The following is a 17730-nucleotide window of genomic DNA, read 5'->3' as shown; positions in this document are numbered from 1 at the left end:
TTTTTTGGGGGCCATTTATGCGGATCATTAGTATGAACGTGAATGGTATTCAGGCTGCCGTTGAGCGAGGGTTGCTCAATTGGCTTCAAGGCCAGAATGCCGACGTGATCTGCTTGCAGGACACCCGCGCCTCCGCCTTCGATCTGGAAGATCCTGCCTACCAACTGGATGGCTACTTCCTCTATGCCTGCGACGCCGAGGTACCCAGCCAGGGCGGTGTTGCGCTGTATAGCAAGCTCCAGCCCAAAGCGGTCATCAGCGGCCTGGGTTTTGAGACTGCAGATCGTTACGGACGCTACCTGCAAGCTGATTTTGACAAGGTGAGTATTGCCACACTGCTTTTGCCTTCCGGCATGGGCGGTGATGATGAACTGAACCACAAGTTCAAGTTCATGGACGACTTCACCAATTACCTGAACAAGCAGCGCCGCAAGCGCCGCGAGTACATCTATTGCGGTTCGCTCTACGTCGCACATCAGAAGATCGATGTGAAAAACTGGCGTGAATGCCAGCAGATGCCAGGCTTCCTGGCACCTGAGCGGGCCTGGATGGACGAAGTGATTGGCAACATGGGCTATGTGGATGCCCTGCGCGAGATCAGCCGTGATGGCGACCAGTTCAGCTGGTGGCCGGACAGTGAGCAGGCCGAGCACCTGAACCTTGGCTGGCGCTTCGACTATCAGATCCTGACACCGGGTCTGCGCCGTTTCGTGCGTTCGGCACGTCTGCCTCGGCAGCCGCGCTTCTCACAGCATGCTCCGCTGATGATCGATTACGATTGGGCGCTCAGCATCTGAGAGTTGTTGGTAATAAATAAAAAACCGGCCCAGGGCCGGTTTTTTATTGTCTGACGCTCAGTCCACCGGTCGCCAGCAGAAGGGATACCGGTAAGGGCGGCCCTTGTTGGCCTTGAGGCCCGCGATAACGGTCAGCACAAAAGCCCACACGCCTACGAGAACCATCAGGGGAAACCCGATCAGTACCCAGGCGAGCAGCCAGCAGAGCAGGGTGGCCACCGTGATGGTGAGCTGGAAGTTGAGTGCTTCCTTGCCCTGATCATCAATGAATGGATCAGCCTCCCGCTTGAACTGCCACACGACGAGCGGTCCGATGACATTGCCGATCATGGGCGCCACGAACCACAGAAACGCCGAATAATGGCAGAGCATGGCCCAACGGCGTGCATCTGCACTGGGGACTTGCTGTAGTTCGTTCATACGCCCTCGTCAGGTCATTCGGCCAAGGCGGCCTTTTGTATCTCGAACAGATCCTTGATGCCTTTCTGAGCCAGCGCCAGCATGGCGTTGAACTCTTCAGGCTGGAAGGGTGCACCTTCCGCCGTGCCCTGGACTTCGATGAAGCCGCCAGCATCGGTCATGATCACATTCAGATCGGTCTCGGCAGTGGAATCTTCAAGATAGTCCAGATCCAGTACCGGTGCGCCCTGATAGATACCCACAGAGACGGCTGCAACCATCTGCTTGAGCGGGTTGCCCTTGAGCCCGCTACGCTTCTTGAGCGCCGCCAGCGCATCGACCAGCGCCACACAGGCTCCGGTCACAGAGGCCGTACGGGTACCGCCATCGGCCTGGATCACGTCGCAGTCGATGTACAGGGTGTTCTCGCCCAGCTTGGTCAGATCTACCGCCGCACGCAGCGAGCGGCCGATCAGGCGCTGGATTTCCAGGGTACGGCCACCCTGCTTGCCACGGGAGGCTTCACGCTGGGTACGTTCGCCGGTCGCACGTGGCAGCATGCCGTATTCGGCCGTCAGCCAACCTTGACCCTTGCCCTTCAGGAAGCGTGGCACTCCGGCCTCGACGCTGACCGTGCAGATCACTTTGGTGTCACCGAACTCCACCAGAACCGAACCTTCGGCATGCTTGGTGTAGTGACGGGTGATGCGGATCTCGCGTAACTGGTCGGCAGCGCGACCACTCGGACGATTCATGTAGGGATACCTGTTGCAGGAGAAAACTGGTCGTCATTATAGGCCCCATAGAGGATCATGCGACATCACTACGTTGGGCCCACCGTCAGGCTGGGGTAGACTTACCTCTTTTTTGCGGACCGCTCTGCAGCGAAAACGCTTCCGTGATCGTTGCCGGGTATTCCCGCACTGCTTAAGCGAGGACATTCCATGGTGCATAGCATGACGGCCTTCGCCCGCGTTGAACGCGCGGGTGTGTACGGTACGCTGAGCTGGGAGTTGCGCTCGGTCAATCATCGCTATCTGGAGCCGCACCTGCGTTTGCCTGAAGCGTTTCGCGACCTTGAAAGCAGTGTCCGCGAGGCACTGCGCCAGGGTCTGTCACGTGGCAAGGTGGAATGCACCCTGCGCTTCAGCGAAGAGAATGCCGCACCCAGCCTACAGATTGATGAACAGCGCGCCGGCCAGCTGATTGCAGCAGCCGAACGCCTGGCGTCGATGATCCAACAGCCCGCCCTGATCGATCCGATGACCGTCCTGAGCTGGCCGGGTGTACTGATCTCCCAGAGCGCCGACCCACAGGCCCTGAATGCCGAGGCAAAAGCCCTGTTTGCAGCCGCACTGGATGAACTCAAGGCCGGCCGCAACCGTGAGGGAGCGGAGCTGGCCCGCCTGATCGAGGAGCGCCTGCAGGCCATTCTGGTCGAAGTGGCCGCGCTTCGTGAGCTGATTCCCGAGATGCTCGCCGCCCAGCGCCAGAAGATTCTCGACCGCTTTGCCGAGCTAAGCCTTGAGGCCGATCCACAGCGGCTCGAACAGGAGCTGGTTATGCTGGCCCAGAAAAGCGACGTGGCAGAAGAGCTGGACCGTCTGACAACGCACGTAGGCGAGGTGAGCCGTGTGCTCAAGGCTGGAGGCGCCGCCGGCCGTCGCCTGGACTTCCTCATGCAGGAACTCAACCGCGAAGCCAACACCCTAGGCTCAAAAGCCTTTGACCCGCGTTCCACCCAGGCGGCGGTCAATCTCAAAGTATTGATAGAACAAATGCGCGAACAAGTGCAGAACATCGAATAGGCCATTCACTATGACAGCCCTCCCTGGCACCCTTTACATCGTTTCGGCGCCTTCGGGTGCAGGCAAGACCAGCCTGGTCAAGGCCCTGCTCGATGCCCTGCCTGAAGTCCGTGTATCCGTCTCCCACACCACGCGCGCCATGCGCCCGGGCGAGGTCGACGGGGTCAACTATCACTTCGTGGATATCTCGACCTTTCAGGGCCTGCTGGAGCATGGCGACTTCCTGGAGCATGCCGAAGTGTTCGGCAACTACTACGGTACGTCCCAACGCCAGCTGGAGCAGACCCTCGCCGAAGGTCACGACCTGATCCTCGAGATCGATTGGCAGGGTGCCCAACAGGTGCGTCGCAAGATGCCTCATGCTCAGTCCATCTTTATCCTGCCGCCCAGCCAGGAAGCCCTGCGCCAGCGACTGAACAACCGCGGGCAGGATAGCCAGGAGGTGATCGAGCGACGCATGCACGAAGCGGTCAGCGAGATGAGCCACTATGTCGAATATGACTACCTGATTATCAATGATGACTTCGCCTCGGCACTGGAAGATTTGAAGTCCGTCTTCCGAGCCAGGCAACTGCGTCTGGACCGCCAGCAACGCCGACACAACGAATTGCTCGAAAAGCTCCTGATCCAGCGGTCATGAGCCAAACGGCACTTCCCTTAGCACTGCCGATTTTTTAGACTACACAGTCCTCCCGCTTCGGGATCACATTACCACCGAGGAACACCATGGCCCGCGTCACCGTTGAAGACTGCCTGGATAACGTCGATAACCGTTTCGAACTGGTCATGCTCGCCACCAAGCGCTCGCGTCAGCTCGCAACCGGCGGCAAAGAACCCAAAGTACCGTGGGATAATGACAAGCCGACCGTAGTGGCCCTGCGTGAAATCGCTGAAGGCCTGGTCGATGACGAAGTGGTTCGTCAGGAAGATATCGTTGAAGAAGAGCCGCTGTTCGCTGCTTTCGAAGAAAACAACGAGGCCGATAGCGAGGCGCTGTAAGATGCCGGACCGACGAGCCGTCACGTGGGCCGGCAGGAGATAAGCCATCCATGCCAGCCATAGACACGTTCTCCGAACGGCTCGCGTCCTATTTGGGCCCTGATCAGGTCAACCTGGTCCGCCGCGCCTATTACTACGCCGAGCAAGCTCACGATGGGCAGCGCCGCCGCAGCGGCGAGCCCTACGTGACCCACCCGCTTGCGGTCGCCAATATCCTGGCCGATATGCACATGGACCATCAGAGCCTGATGGCCGCCATGCTGCACGACGTCATCGAGGATACCGGCATTGCCAAAGAGGCGCTCATGGCGCAGTTCGGCGAAACTGTGGCCGAGCTGGTGGACGGGGTCAGCAAACTGACCCAGATGCAATTCGAGACCAAGGCCGAGGCTCAGGCGGAAAACTTCCAGAAAATGGCCATGGCCATGGCGCGTGACATTCGCGTCATTCTGGTCAAGCTGGCCGACCGGCTGCATAACATGCGCACCCTTGATGCCATGCCGCCGGACAAGAGCCGCCGCATCGCCAAGGAAACCCTGGAAATCTATGCACCGATCGCCAACCGGCTGGGCATGCACAATATGTATGCCGAGTTCGAGGATCTGGGTTTTCGGGCCATGCATCCCATGCGCGCCGAGCGTATCCGGCGTGCAGTCAAGGCCGCCCGGGGCAATCGCCGCGAGATCGTCAGCAAGATCCAGGAGTCGCTGACCAGCTGTCTGCAGCGTGAAGGGCTGCCGGGCGAGGTGATCGGTCGCGAAAAGCACCTCTACAGCATCTACCAGAAGATGCGGGGCAAGCGTAAGTCGTTCAATGAAATCATGGACGTCTATGCCTTCCGCCTCATCGTCGACAAGGTCGACACCTGCTACCGCGTCCTGGGCGCGGTGCACAGCCTGTACAAGCCGATTCCGGGCCGCTTCAAAGATTACATCGCCATTCCCAAGGCCAACGGGTACCAATCCCTGCATACGACCCTGTTCGGGATGCATGGCGTACCGATTGAAATCCAGATTCGCACCCGCGAAATGGAAGACATGGCTAACAACGGCATTGCAGCGCACTGGCTCTACAAGTCAGGTGAAGAGGAGCCAAAGGGCTCCCACGCCCGTGCTCGCCAGTGGGTAAAGGGCATCCTTGAACTCCAGCAACGCGCCGGCAACTCCCTTGAATTTATCGAGAACGTGAAGATTGACCTGTTCCCGGACGAGGTCTATGTCTTCACGCCAAAAGGTCGGATCATGGAGCTGCCCAAGGGCTCCACGCCGGTCGACTTTGCTTATGCGGTACACACCGATGTGGGCAACAGCTGCATTGCCTGCCGCATCAACCGCCGTCTGGCACCGCTGTCACAGCCGCTCAACAGTGGCGAGACGGTAGAGATCATCACGGCACCTGGCACACGGCCCAATCCGGCCTGGCTGAATTTTGTCGTGACCGGCAAAGCGCGGACAAATATCCGCCATGCACTCAAGCAGCAGCGCCGATCCGAATCGATCAGCCTGGGCGAGCGTCTGCTCAATAAGGCGCTGGCCAACTTCAATACCCAGCTCTCCAGGATTTCCCTGCCGCGTATCCTGCCGGTCTTGGCGGAATACAAGGTAGTGGTACTCGAAGACCTGCTGGAAGAGATCGGCCTGGGCAACCAGATGGCCTACGTGGTCGCCCGTCGCCTGGTATCGGCCGATGCCGAAAGCCAGGAAGATAAGGCGCAGACCGAAGGCCCGCTCGCGATTCGGGGTACCGAAGGGCTGGTCCTCAGCTATGCCAAGTGCTGTACGCCGATTCCAGGCGACCCGATCGTTGGGCACCTGTCGGCGGGCAAGGGTATGGTCGTCCATCTGGACACCTGCAAGAACATCGCCGAGATTCGCCAGAATCCCGAGAAATGCATCCCGCTCACCTGGGCAAAGGATGTGGTTGGTGAATTCAATGTAGAGCTACGCGTTCAACTGGAGCATCAGCGCGGCCTGATCGCCATGCTGGCGACCAGCGTAACGGCAGTGGATGCCAACGTTGAAAAGATCAGCATGAACGAGCGCGACGGCCGCATCAGCGTGGTTCAGCTGGTGGTCAGCGTGCATGACCGTGTGCACCTGGCTCGGGTCATTCGAAAACTGCGTACGCTTTCCGGCGTCGCCAGCATCACACGCGTTCGCAGTTAACGAGCCTTTCCACCTGTCCCTGATGCCTGCTAGCCTGTCGGTTCTATCGACAGGCTTTTTGTCATCTGGATAAAGGAGCGACTCCATGAGCAAGACCGTGATCCATACCGAGAATGCACCGGCCGCCATCGGCACCTACTCCCAGGCGATCAAGGTCGGGAATACGGTTTACCTGTCCGGGCAGATCCCGCTGGATCCCAAGACCATGGAGCTGGTAGAAGGCTTCGAGGCGCAGACCGTACAGGTATTCGAGAACCTGAAAGCCGTTGCGGAAGCCGCAGGCGGTTCGCTGGCCGATATCGCCAAGCTGAACATCTTCCTGACTGACCTCAGTCACTTTGCCAAGGTGAACGAGATCATGGGTCGTTACTTCCAGCAGCCCTATCCGGCGCGTGCTGCCATTGGCGTAGCAGCGCTGCCCAAGGGTGCCCAGGTTGAAATGGACGGTATCCTGGTTCTGGAATAAGCACGACAGGGCGCAGCTCCACGGCTGCGCCTGCTTGTCCTAGACATTCAGGATAGCGGAATAGCCTTCGCGAAAGCTGGGGTATTGCGGCGTCCATCCTAATTCACGGGCGCGCGTATTGCGGCAGCGCTTGCTACCGGCCCGGCGTACGGCAGATTCCTCCGCCCAATGGGTAACGCCCAGTTGCTCACGCAACCACATGACGACATCGTGGAGCGGAGCGGGCTCATCATCCACCCCCAGGTAAACAGACTCCAGCGCAACGCCCTGTTGATCTGCACTCAACAGATGAGCGAGCAGCGCGGCAGCATCGTCAACGTGAATACGATTGCCATACAGCGGTGGCTCACTGGCGGCGCGATACCCCTGGCGAACCTGATTGAGCAGCCATTCGCGACCAGGGCCGTAAATACCGCTCAAGCGTACAGCTGTAGCAGGCAGGCCGCTTGCCTGTGCCACCTGCTCGGCCTCCAGCAGGATCTTTCCGGAATAACCTTCGGGCTCGGTCGCTGAGGTCTCGTCCACCCACTCGCCGTTTTTCTGCCCGTATACGCCAGAGCTGGAAATAAAGACCAGCCGACGCGGCGTTTGCTGGTGCTGTTCAAGCCACGCCAGCACATGCTGAAGGCCCTCGATGTAGGCAGTGCGGTAACCGACCTCATCGTGCTGCGTCGCCGCAGCGGCGTATACGACATAATCCAGCGGCTCGGTCGGCCATTGCGCTGGCGCCTCCGCGGCGGTCAGATCGCCTGCGACCGGTAGAATAACGCTGGGCAGCTGTTCCACCGAGCGGCGCAGCCCATGCACCGTCCAGCCAGCCGCCTGCAGGCGTATACCCAGGCGGCTGCCAACGTCGCCACAGCCGGCAATCAGAACACGAGGGGAGACGGACATAGGAATACCTGCATCAATAGCGATCGAATGGAGTAGCTTGCCGAGTCACGTTTTAAGCCTCAAGCCTTGCAACACAGCTTGGTTCAAAAAAGAGCAGCCGTTATGCTTGCAGGTGATAGTATTTGTTAATTGGTCATTAGCTGACCCGTCTGGCGAACGACTCGGAACGGACGACCTTCAAGCGTCGCCGTCATTTCGGAATGGCGCCTTGCCTGACACCTCGCCGAGCCTCGTGCGCCGCTGTGTATGGAAAGGCTCTAAGGATTGATTCAATCATGACCCTCACTGAACTGCGCTATATCGTGACTCTTGCCCAAGAGCAGCATTTCGGCCGTGCCGCCGAACGTTGCCATGTCAGCCAGCCGACTCTGTCGGTCGGAGTGAAAAAGCTTGAGGACGAATTGGGCATCCTGATCTTTGAACGCAGCAAGAGTGCGGTTCGCCTGACCCCCACGGGTGAAAGCATTGTGGCCCAGGCCCAGAAGGTGCTGGAACAGGCCCAGGGTATCCGCGAGCTGGCCCAGGCGGGCAAGAACCAGCTCAGCGCTCCGCTGAAGATCGGCGCCATCTATACGATTGGCCCTTATCTGTTTCCCCACCTGGTTCCCCAGCTGAACCGTGTGGCGCCGGAAATGCCGCTGTATATCGAAGAGAATTTCACGCACGTCCTGCGGGACAAGCTGCGCACCGGTGAACTCGACGCCATCATCATCGCGTTGCCGTTCAGCGAGCCGGACGTTCTGACCAAGCCCCTCTATGACGAGCCCTTCTACGTCATGATGCCGGCACGCCATCCCTGGACGGAGCTCAAGTCGATCGACAACTCCCAGCTCAGCGACAAGAGCCTGTTGCTGCTGGGTGAAGGGCACTGCTTCCGCGATCAGGTGCTTGAGGCCTGTCCGACGGTGCGCAAGCATGGGGACGAAGCCAAGCATACCCAGGTCGAGTCCTCGTCGCTGGAAACCATCCGCCACATGGTGGCCTCCGGGCTAGGCGTGTCTGTCCTGCCGTTCTCGGCAGTGGAAAGTCACCATTATGCACCGGGCGTGATCGAGGTTCGCCCGTTCACCGCGCCGGTGCCTTATCGTACGGTCGCCATTGCCTGGCGAGCCAGCTTCCCGCGTCCACGCGCCATCGAGGTGCTGGCCGACTCGGTACGCCTGTGCTCCGTGGCCCGACCTGAAGCGGCAGGAGTCGTACAACCGGCATGACCGAACTGTCTGCGATCCCGGTCACCGCGCTGAAAGGCATCGGCGCGGCCATGGCAGAGAAGTTGGCCAGGGTAGGGCTCGAGAATCTGCAGGACGTCCTGTTCCATCTGCCTTTGCGCTACCAGGACCGTACCCGGGTCGTCCCGATCGGGGCCTTGCGCCCTGGGCAAGACGCTGTTGTAGAAGGCGTCGTAGCCACCGCTGATGTCATCATGGGTCGCCGCCGCAGCCTGCTGGTTCGCCTGCAGGACGGCAGTGGCACATTGAGCCTGCGCTTCTTTCATTTCAGCCAGGCCCAGAAGGATGGCATGAAGCGTGGCACGCACCTGCGCTGTTACGGTGAAGTAAGGCCCGGCGCATCGGGGCTTGAAATCTATCATCCGGAATACCGGGCCCTGAAGGATGACGCGCCAGCGCCTGTCGAACAGACACTGACGCCGATCTATCCGACCACCGAAGGGCTGACCCAGCTGCGCCTGCGGCAGTTGACCGAACAGGCACTGGAGCGACTGGGGCCGCATAGCCTGCCAGACTGGCTGCCGCCGGAAATGGCAAAACAGTACAAGCTTGGTCCTCTGGCCGAGGCCCTGCGCTATCTCCACCGTCCGCCGCCGGACGCCGATGTTGAGGAGCTGGCAATAGGTCATCATTGGGCACAGCGCCGGCTGGTTTTCGAGGAGCTGTTGACCCATCAGCTCTCCCTGCAACGCCTGCGTGAAACCATGCGCGCGCAGCAGGCACCGCCATTGCCACCTGCTAAAAAACTACCCAAACAATACCTGGCCAACCTGGGCTTCAAGCCTACCGGCGCCCAGCAGCGGGTCGGTGCAGAAATTGCCCATGATCTGGCCCAGCATGAACCCATGCTGCGTCTGGTACAGGGTGACGTAGGGGCAGGCAAGACCGTGGTCGCGGCCATGGCTGCACTGCAGGCCATTGAGGCTGGGTATCAGGTCGCCCTGATGGCGCCGACAGAAATCCTGGCCGAGCAGCACTACCTGAATTTTCAACGCTGGTTCGAGCCTCTGGGGCTGGAGGTTGCCTGGCTGGCTGGCAAGCTCAAGGGCAGGGCGCGCGCCGCGTCACTGGAGCGCATTGCGGCCGGAACGCCCATGGTTGTCGGCACGCATGCTCTTTTTCAAAGTGAAGTCCACTTTGCGCGGCTGGCCCTTGTCATCATTGATGAGCAGCACCGCTTCGGTGTCCAACAGCGGCTGGCCTTGAGGCAGAAAGGTGTAGAAGGGCGCCTGAGCCCCCATCAGCTCATCATGACCGCGACGCCCATTCCGCGCACACTAGCCATGAGCGCCTATGCGGATCTGGATACCTCGGTGCTGGACGAGTTGCCCCCTGGCCGCACGCCGGTCAATACCGTCACCATTACCGATACCCGTCGCGAAGAAGTCGTGGAGCGTGTGCGCGCCGCCTGCCTGGAAGGCCGACAGGCCTATTGGGTGTGCACGCTGATCGAAGAATCCGAGGAGCTGACCTGTCAGGCCGCGGAAACCACCTTCGAGGAATTGTCGCTGGCCCTGGGCGAGCTGCGGGTCGGCCTGATCCATGGCCGGATGAAGCCCGCCGAGAAAGCCGAGATCATGGCGCAGTTCAAGGCGGGCGAGTTGCAGCTGCTGGTAGCCACCACAGTGATCGAGGTTGGCGTGGACGTACCCAACGCGAGCCTCATGATCATCGAGAACCCCGAGCGGCTGGGCCTTGCCCAGTTGCACCAGTTGCGCGGCCGGGTAGGGCGGGGCAGTGCGGTCAGCCACTGTGTGCTGCTGTTCCATCCTCCGCTGTCGCATATTGGCCGTGAACGGCTGGCGATCATGCGGGAGACGAACGACGGCTTCGTGATTGCCGAACGGGATCTGGAATTGCGTGGCCCGGGTGAAATGCTGGGTACCCGGCAAACCGGTCTCCTGCAATTCAAGGTCGCTGATCTGATGCGCGATGCCGATCTGCTCCCGGCGGTACGGGATGCCGCTCAGGAACTGCTGGCAAAATGGCCCGCCCATGTCAGTCCACTGTTGGAACGTTGGCTACGCCATGGTCAGCAATACGGTCAGGTCTAAATAAAAGTTTGCGACCTTTGGTCAGAGGCATTCCAGTGCGGCGCGAGGTAGTTATACTGGCTACATCTGGCCTAGCGGAAATACCATGACTGACGTAGCCCACACCTCCGAGCCAACCCCTCATGCACCAGCGCCCATCAAGGAGATGCTGGATAAGCTGGGGGTGTCCTATCGTGAAGTGAATTCCACGATGGGCCTCTCTTCCAATGCCCAACGCGTACAGGCCGTCCTGCTGGATGACTCGACTGGGGTTCTGATGGTTCTGTTTCCGCAGAACCAGCTGCTCGACCTTAACCGTCTGTCGGAATTAACCGGCCGCACGCTGACCGTCATGAAGCCTGAACGGCTGTCCCAGGCGCTGCACAAGCACGAACTCAAGGTGCTGCCGGGCCTGCCTACGTTGAGTAGTTCGCCCTGCCTGTATGACGAACGCCTGCTCAAGGAACCCAACCTGCTGTTGGAGTCTGGCGAGGAAGATGTCTTGCTGGAAGTCTCCGTGGATGATTTCCGTCGCTTGCTGGCTGAGGCCAACCCGGGCCGTTTCGGCGAGCCGCTGCTGGACATTCAGCCCAATCAGACGCGCCCGGAAGCGGACGATGCGGAAATCACCCGCGCCGTCACGCATTTCACGGCCCGCCGTATCAAGCAGCGCCTCGATGAGACGCTGGAAATCCCGCCGCTGTCCAAGACAGCTGAGAAAATCATCAAGCTGCGCGTCAATCCCGAAGCGACGGTCGATGATCTGGCCGGTGTGGTGGAAACCGACCCGGCGCTAGCCGCCCAGGTCATCAGCTGGGCGTCTTCTCCGTATTACGCGGCGCCCGGCAAGATTCGCTCCGTGGAAGATGCAATCGTTCGGGTTCTGGGTTTCGACCTGGTCATCAACCTGGCGCTGGGCCTGACATTGGGCAAGACGATCACATTGCCCAAGGACAAGCCGCAAAGCGCAACGCCGTACTGGAAGCAGTCTATCTTTACCGCCGCCGTCATCGAAGGGCTGGCGCGCGCCATGCCACGCAAGGTTCGTCCTGAGATGGGCATTGCCTACCTGTGCGGACTGTTACATAACTTTGGCTATCTGGTGCTGGCTCATGTATTCCCGCCGCATTTCTCACTGATCTGCCGTCACGTGGAAGCCAACCCGCATCTGGACAGCAGCCTGATTGAGCGCCACCTGATCGGCATCACCCGTGAGCAGATCGGCGCCTGGCTGATGCGTAACTGGGAAATGCCGGAAGAACTGGTAGCCGCGCTTCGCTTCCAGGCCTATCCGGCCTATGACGGACCCAACGCCATCTATGCCAACCTGACCTTCATGGCCGTGCAACTGCTGCGCGCTGAAGGCATTGGCAGCGGCCCGGCACGTCCCATTCCGCCTGAGCTGTATGAGCGCCTGGGGCTGACTCCTGAAAAGGCGCAGGAATGCCTGAGCCGCATCATGGGTGCCGAAGCGGCCCTGCGCGAACTGGCGTCTCAACTGCCTCAGTAAAAACTGCAGGCTAGACGGCTTTCTTCATGAACAGTCGTCCAGCCTGAGGAACTTCACCCCTCGCTTGCTTGCCGACAGAAATAAGGGTCAGGCTTTTCGCCTGCCCATCGAATGGAGGACAAGCAACATGCCAAGTGCAGAGGGCAAGATCCGTTATGCGGTTGTCGCGGGTGGCTGGATTTCCCAGGGCGCGTTCATGCCGGGTGTTGGCCAGACCAGCAATTCGGTCATGACGGCGTTGGTGACAGGCGATCCGGTCAAGGCCGACGAACTGGCCAAACGGTACAACCTCAAGAGCTATCGCTACGAGGACTTTCCGGCACTGCTGTCCTCCGGTGAGATCGACGCCATTTACCTGGCTACACCCAACTTCCGCCACCGCGAATTTGCCGTACCGGCACTTGAGGCAGGTATCCACGTGCTGCTGGAAAAGCCCATGGCCACCAGCGAGGAAGACTGCAAGGCCATTATCGAGGCGTCCAAGAAGTCGGGTGCCAAGCTCATGATCGCTTACCGTCTTCACTGCGAGCCGGGGATGGTCGAGATGGTCGAGCGCATACGCAAGGGTGATATTGGCGACCCACGTATCTTCACTTCCACGTTCGCCCAGCCTTTAGACCCGCAGAATCATCGCGCCCTGAATGGTTACTGGGCAGGACCAGTACCGGACATGGGGCCATATCCGCTCAATGCCGTTCGCAACCTGTTTGGTGACGAGCCGATCGAAGTGCATGCCGTAGGGGTCAATACACCCGGGCGTGACATCACGACCTATGACGCAGTGTCCGTCACCCTGCGCTTCCCTCAGGAGCGCCTGGCGCAGTTTACCGTTAGCTACAGCGCACCCAATACCGAGCGCTTCCAGGTAGTCGGCTCGAAAGGCGAAATCGAGGCGTCGCCCTGTTTCGGTTTTGGTGAAGGTGTAGCTATCACCTATCGTGCGACCATTGAGGGTGAGACACAGGAACATGAACATCCTGTCGTCGACCAGTTCGGTGGCGAGACCGAGTATTTTTCCGACTGCATCCTGAATGATCGGGTACCTGAGATGGACGGTGATGAAGGCTGGCGGGACATTCGGGTGCTGGCTGCCATCGAGCGGGCGCTGGAAACCGGACAGGCCCAGACGCTGGAGCCATTGCCGCCCCGCCAGGGCCCTACTCAGGCGCAGGTGCGTACACTGCCGCTCGCCAAGGTGCCGGACTACATCAATACCACCGAACCTACCACCTGATGCTGTTACAGGCTCGCGAAGCGTCTTGAAACGCTTCGCGGGTCGATCCGGCCTGCTGACGGTGCGAGGCGGGCCTACATCCAGTACCCTGATGCACATTCCGTTGCTCAAGGTTGTCCGTTATGACCAATGCTCGCCGTCTCGCTCTTATTCTTGCCATCTTTCTTGCCGTGATTGCGGTGGCAGCTCTCGGCTACCGCGCCTATCGAACCGATGCGGCGCCAACACCTGCCGAGCTGATGGACGCAGGCATCGTCATGCTGCCTCAAGGCAAGGCACTTCCTGCACTCAACTTTACGAATCAGGACAAGGAAGCGATTACGCTCGACTCGCTGAAAGGGCAGTGGCGATTGATGTTCTTCGGCTATACCTTCTGCCCGGACGTCTGTCCGGCGACCCTGGCGCAGCTCAAGCAGCTGTTCACCAAACTGCCTGAAAAGGATCGCAATGCGCTGGGCGTAACGTTTGTAACCGTCGATCCTGCCCGGGACACACCGGAACGGCTGAAGCAATACGTGGCGTTCTTCAACCCCAGCTTCAAGGCTCTGGCAGGCGACATGGCCGACACCCAGACGCTGGCCAATACTGTCGGGATTCCCTTCATTCCGGCCGATACCACCCAGCAGAGCTACACCGTGGACCATGGCGCCAATCTGGTTCTGATCGACCCGAACGGCCGTGCTGTCGGTTATGTACGCCAGCCCATGCAGCTGGACCTGCTGGCCCAGCAATTGCCACGTCTGATGGAAGCCAAGCGCTAATGACTATACGCTTGCTGATCAACCTGGATGTCGACGACCTGGAGCGCGGTATCCAGTTTTATACGCAGGCGCTAGATCTGACGGTGCAGCGTAAGTTCTATGATGAACACGTCGTTGAGCTAGCCGGGGCAGATGTTCCGATCTATCTGCTACAAAAGCCAGCGGGTAGCGAAACCGCAGGACAGGTGCGCCAGTACGGCCAGCACTGGACACCTGTACATCTCGACATCGTAGTCGATAATCTTGATGCTGCCCTGGCAAGGGTGTTAGCCGCCGGGGCTACACTGGAGGGCGACATCCGGCGTTCGGTATTTCGAGACATGGCCGTGCTTCGTGATCCTTTTGGCCATGGCTTCTGCCTGCTGCGCTTTTATGGCGAACCCTATAGCGACGGCTAATAGCCTCACTTGGCGAATAGTTGACCGATGTCCTTGAACGCCTTGAACTCCAGCGCGTTACCACACGGGTCCAGCAGGAACATGGTGGCCTGTTCACCTACTTGTCCCTTGAAGCGCACGTAGGGCTCGATTACAAACGCCGTTTCACGTGTCTTCAGGCGATCCGCCAACGCTTCCCACTCAGCCCAACCCAATACGACACCAAAGTGCGGCACAGGCACATCATGGCCATCCACAGGATTGGTATGGGCATGTTCCTGCGCAGCGGTACGCGGGTGCTCGTGAATCACCAACTGATGGCCAAAAAAGTCGAAATCGACCCATTGCTCGCTGCTGCGACCTTCAGGGCAGCCAAAAACGTCACCATAAAAATGCCGGGCGGCCGCCAGGTCGTACACAGGAATAGCCAGGTGGAAAGGGGAGAGCGCCATGAGAAACCTCATCAGGTTGGGCAAGACCCTATTGTCAGCCACAAGCGTTTCGATGGAAAAACGAATATTCTTGCTGCCGAGCAGCAACTATTTTGAGGCTGACAGTGCTTCGGGAATTGAAGACCTTTATTGCAGTTGCACGACATGGCACCTTTTCAGCGGCTGGGCAACAGGTTGGCCTGACGCAGTCGGCAGTCAGTGCACAAATGCGCCAGCTGGAACGCGACCTAGGCGTACGGCTCTTTGACCGGACCGGCCGCGCGGCGCTGCTCAATGCTTCCGGCCAGCAAGCGCTTCCGCTGGCGGAGCAGATCCTCTCGCTGTACGAGCAGATGGCGGCCCCCACAGATATCGCCCACTGGCAGGGCGAACTGAAGATCGGCGCAATCGCCACGGTTCAAACCGGCGTGCTGCCCGAAGCGCTGATGCGCTTTCGCCAGGACGCCCCCCAGGTAGACCTCAAGCTGATTCCTGGCGTCTCGCTGCAGCTCCTAGGCCGCGTGGACGCCGGCGAAATCGACCTGGCGCTATTGATCAAACCACCATTTGCCTTACCCAAGGAGCTGGATGAAATTCCGTTGGCCCAGGAGCCATTCGTGCTCATCACGCCCGCCACGTTGCCAGGCGACGATCCGCTGGCCTTATTGGCAACACAGCCCTTCGTTCGTTATGACCGTGGCTCCTTTGGTGGCCGGCAGGTGAGCCGGTTTCTTCAAGAACATCGGATCACTGTTCGCGAGGCACTGGAGCTGGATGAGTTGGAGGCTATCGTCAGAATGGTCGAGTGTGGCCTAGGGGTGGCGTTGATTCCTCAGGCTGGTCTGCAACTGGCTCAGGCGCGCGTACGGACTCTCTCCCTGGGGCCGCTCACGTTTCACCGCGAGCTGGTCGCCATTTGCCGTCGGGGTCTGCGCAAGCAAGCGGCGCTGTCGTTCTTTCTGGAATGCGTAAAGGCGGCAAAAGGCTGATCAGAGCATACGCTCAAGGCCTACTGCACGCACGATCCAGGCGTTGAATCGGCGCCACAATCCGCCAGGCTCATGGTTCAGCTCATACAGTTTGCCGTCGCGTTCTTCCAGCCAGATCAGCTTGGTTGTTCCGTCGCGGTCGACCCGCTTCACCTGATAGCTGACACCCAAGGCCATACCATCGAGAATCAGCTGACGGACCCGGCCGGCAAGGGCAGGGCTGTCTACCATGATGCCAACCTCGGTATTCCACAGGATAGAACGCGGGTCGAAGTTGAAGGACCCGACAAAGGTATGCTCACGGTCAAGTACCATGGCTTTGCTGTGCAGGCTGGAAGCCGACTGACCAAAGCTATAAGGCGAGGCATGCAGGCCCTTTTCCGGGCGGTTGCGCATTTCATAGAGCTTGATGCCCTGCTTGAGCAATTCGTCGCGGTACGGCGCGTATCCGCCATGAACAGCGGGAACGTCCGTTGCCTCCAGCGAGTTGGTCAGCACGCGAATATCTACCCCCTCGCGGGCTTTCTCACCCAAGTATTCCACTCCTGTCTGGGTTGGAACGAAATAGGCGGAGACCAGGAAAAGCTCCTTGTGCACGTCGTCAAGGCTGGGCATCAACTGAGTCGTCAGTAACAGATTTCGGTCCGGCTCGCCCTCTGCCAACACTTTACGTGGCGCGTCCCAGAGCGCCTTGCCATTGGCCCAGGTCAGCTCATGAAGCCAACCCTCCATTTGCGGTGCAGTGTCGTAACGGCGCAACCGGTTGTAGAGCGCCGAATCCTTTACCCGCTCGCTGTCCAGGTAGCGCTTGAGCCCTGTGCGCATTCGAGTCAGCGCGTGAGCTGTGGGCGGGCGGCGCAGAAAACCTGTAATGGGCTGGCTGATCTCGCTGTTCCAGTACTGGTCGAAGCTTACGCCGAGCTGATGGGCGACAGGGCCCGCTCCAAGCAGGTCGAGGTCCGTGAAATTCATTTCGGGCTTGGCATCGAAATACTCATCCCCCAGGTTGCGACCGCCTACAATGGCTACGCTGTTATCGGCAAGCAATAGCTTGTTATGCATGCGGCGATGCTGCTGCGACAAGTGCAGGAAGCGCCCCATGTAACGCGTAACGCCGGTACTGCGGCCGATATGCAGCGGGTTGAAGACGCGAACTTCGATGTTGGGATGGGCTGCCAGTGCCGCCAGGGCATAGTCATTACCATCGCTGCTGGTGTCGTCAAGCAGGAAGCGAATCCGCACACCACGGTCAGCAGCGGCCAGCAGCTCATTGACCAGCATGCGCGTGGTCACCCCATCGTGAACAATGTAGTACTGAATATCCAGACTGCGCTGGGCCATGCGGATCAGCTCGGCGCGAGCGGTAAAGGCGTCGGTGCTGGACTCCAGAAGGCGAAACCCTGACTGTCCGGGATGCTTGACGGCCTGCCGTTGAAGCACACTGTTGAGGTGCGTGCCGGCTGGCGCGAGCATGGAGGAGGGAGTGGGTGTCTGGACCTGAGCGCAACCCGTCAACAGGACGAAGGACAGCAGTAATAAACGGGCGTACACAGATTCCCTCCAGGTCGAATGCGTATCCCTTCGACGCTTGCGTTGCGGTTAAATTCAGAAGATCAGGGCAGAAGGCCATGATAAGAC

General features: G+C 59.6%; 18 protein-coding genes. 13 read left to right on the top strand and 5 right to left on the bottom strand.

The window, feature by feature from the left end; genetic code table 11:
* The first annotated feature begins 17 nt into the window (after positions 1-17).
* Positions 18-797 carry an exodeoxyribonuclease III gene (locus GM154_RS06205; protein ID WP_037029885.1) on the top strand — a complete coding sequence of 260 codons (780 nt, stop codon included), beginning with the start codon at positions 18-20 and terminating at the stop codon, positions 795-797.
* A gap of 57 nt (positions 798-854) precedes the next feature.
* Here the strand turns inward: GM154_RS06205 and GM154_RS06200 are convergent, their stop codons facing one another.
* Together GM154_RS06200 and rph are read right to left on the bottom strand one after the other, a co-directional pair.
* The gene (locus tag GM154_RS06200; RefSeq protein ID WP_010796448.1) at positions 855-1217 is read right to left on the bottom strand and encodes a DUF4870 domain-containing protein; all 363 of its coding nucleotides are present in this window, start codon (positions 1215-1217) and stop codon (positions 855-857) included.
* A 14-nt stretch (positions 1218-1231) separates the two neighbouring features.
* Complete coding sequence (gene rph, locus GM154_RS06195) at positions 1232-1951, bottom strand: ribonuclease PH (protein WP_010796447.1); 720 nt, start codon at positions 1949-1951, stop codon at positions 1232-1234.
* 189 nt (positions 1952-2140) lie between these two features.
* On the opposite strand from rph, the gene GM154_RS06190 reads away from it, so the two are divergent.
* The 5 genes from GM154_RS06190 to GM154_RS06170 all read left to right on the top strand — a co-directional run bounded on the left by GM154_RS06190 (position 2141) and on the right by GM154_RS06170 (position 6634).
* Complete coding sequence (locus tag GM154_RS06190; RefSeq protein WP_150348324.1) at positions 2141-3004, top strand: YicC/YloC family endoribonuclease; 864 nt, start codon at positions 2141-2143, stop codon at positions 3002-3004.
* A 10-nt stretch (positions 3005-3014) separates the two neighbouring features.
* A complete protein-coding gene (gene gmk / locus GM154_RS06185) occupies positions 3015-3644 on the top strand; it encodes a guanylate kinase (protein WP_219651392.1) in 630 nt (209 codons plus the stop codon).
* A gap of 86 nt (positions 3645-3730) precedes the next feature.
* A complete protein-coding gene (rpoZ, locus tag GM154_RS06180) occupies positions 3731-4003 on the top strand; it encodes a DNA-directed RNA polymerase subunit omega (protein WP_010796444.1) in 273 nt (90 codons plus the stop codon).
* A gap of 50 nt (positions 4004-4053) precedes the next feature.
* Positions 4054-6168 (top strand): bifunctional GTP diphosphokinase/guanosine-3',5'-bis pyrophosphate 3'-pyrophosphohydrolase, encoded by a 2115-nt coding sequence (gene spoT, locus GM154_RS06175; RefSeq protein WP_219651390.1) that lies wholly within the window; start codon positions 4054-4056, stop codon positions 6166-6168.
* 85 nt (positions 6169-6253) lie between these two features.
* Positions 6254-6634, top strand: coding sequence for a RidA family protein (locus GM154_RS06170; protein WP_010796442.1), 381 nt, complete (start codon positions 6254-6256; stop codon positions 6632-6634).
* 39 nt (positions 6635-6673) lie between these two features.
* On the opposite strand, the gene GM154_RS06165 is transcribed toward GM154_RS06170, so the two are convergent.
* Positions 6674-7528: an NAD-dependent epimerase/dehydratase family protein gene (locus GM154_RS06165; RefSeq protein ID WP_219651388.1), complete on the bottom strand. Its 855-nt coding sequence runs from the start codon at positions 7526-7528 to the stop codon at positions 6674-6676.
* 275 nt (positions 7529-7803) lie between these two features.
* Between GM154_RS06165 and GM154_RS06160 the strand changes: the two genes are divergently transcribed.
* The 6 genes from GM154_RS06160 (at position 7804) to GM154_RS06135 (ending at position 14693) form a co-directional block, all read left to right on the top strand.
* Positions 7804-8739, top strand: a complete 936-nt coding sequence (locus GM154_RS06160; RefSeq protein ID WP_074821121.1) for a hydrogen peroxide-inducible genes activator — start codon at positions 7804-7806, stop codon at positions 8737-8739.
* Positions 8736-10811, top strand: coding sequence for an ATP-dependent DNA helicase RecG (gene recG, locus GM154_RS06155; protein ID WP_219651386.1), 2076 nt, complete (start codon positions 8736-8738; stop codon positions 10809-10811). Before GM154_RS06160 ends, recG begins: the two co-directional genes overlap by 4 nt.
* An 85-nt stretch (positions 10812-10896) precedes the next feature.
* Complete coding sequence (locus GM154_RS06150; RefSeq protein ID WP_010796438.1) at positions 10897-12300, top strand: aminoacyl-tRNA deacylase and HDOD domain-containing protein; 1404 nt, start codon at positions 10897-10899, stop codon at positions 12298-12300.
* Positions 12301-12427: 127 nt separating this feature from the next.
* The gene (locus GM154_RS06145; RefSeq protein WP_219651384.1) at positions 12428-13534 is read left to right on the top strand and encodes a Gfo/Idh/MocA family protein; all 1107 of its coding nucleotides are present in this window, start codon (positions 12428-12430) and stop codon (positions 13532-13534) included.
* Between the two features lie 122 nt (positions 13535-13656).
* Positions 13657-14295, top strand: a complete 639-nt coding sequence (locus GM154_RS06140) for an SCO family protein (protein ID WP_219651382.1) — start codon at positions 13657-13659, stop codon at positions 14293-14295.
* A complete protein-coding gene (locus GM154_RS06135) occupies positions 14295-14693 on the top strand; it encodes a VOC family protein (protein WP_258019732.1) in 399 nt (132 codons plus the stop codon). Before GM154_RS06140 ends, GM154_RS06135 begins: the two co-directional genes overlap by 1 nt.
* Positions 14694-14698: 5 nt before the next feature.
* Here GM154_RS06135 and GM154_RS06130 read toward each other — a convergent pair whose 3' ends face one another.
* Positions 14699-15124 carry a VOC family protein gene (locus GM154_RS06130; RefSeq protein ID WP_219651381.1) on the bottom strand — a complete coding sequence of 142 codons (426 nt, stop codon included), beginning with the start codon at positions 15122-15124 and terminating at the stop codon, positions 14699-14701.
* Positions 15125-15228: 104 nt separating this feature from the next.
* Between GM154_RS06130 and GM154_RS06125 the strand changes: the two genes are divergently transcribed.
* Positions 15229-16092 (top strand): LysR family transcriptional regulator, encoded by an 864-nt coding sequence (locus tag GM154_RS06125; RefSeq protein WP_219651380.1) that lies wholly within the window; start codon positions 15229-15231, stop codon positions 16090-16092.
* Here the strand turns inward: GM154_RS06125 and GM154_RS06120 are convergent, their stop codons facing one another.
* A complete protein-coding gene (locus GM154_RS06120) occupies positions 16093-17643 on the bottom strand; it encodes a phospholipase D family protein (protein ID WP_308460594.1) in 1551 nt (516 codons plus the stop codon).
* Positions 17644-17730: the final 87 nt, after the last annotated feature.

The sequence above is a fragment of the Pseudomonas sp. MAG002Y genome, assembly GCF_019400845.1.
Classification (GTDB): domain Bacteria; phylum Pseudomonadota; class Gammaproteobacteria; order Pseudomonadales; family Pseudomonadaceae; genus Chryseomonas; species Chryseomonas luteola.
The sequence above is the reverse complement of the archived record's forward strand: the minus strand, read 5'-3'. Positions and strand labels throughout refer to the sequence as shown.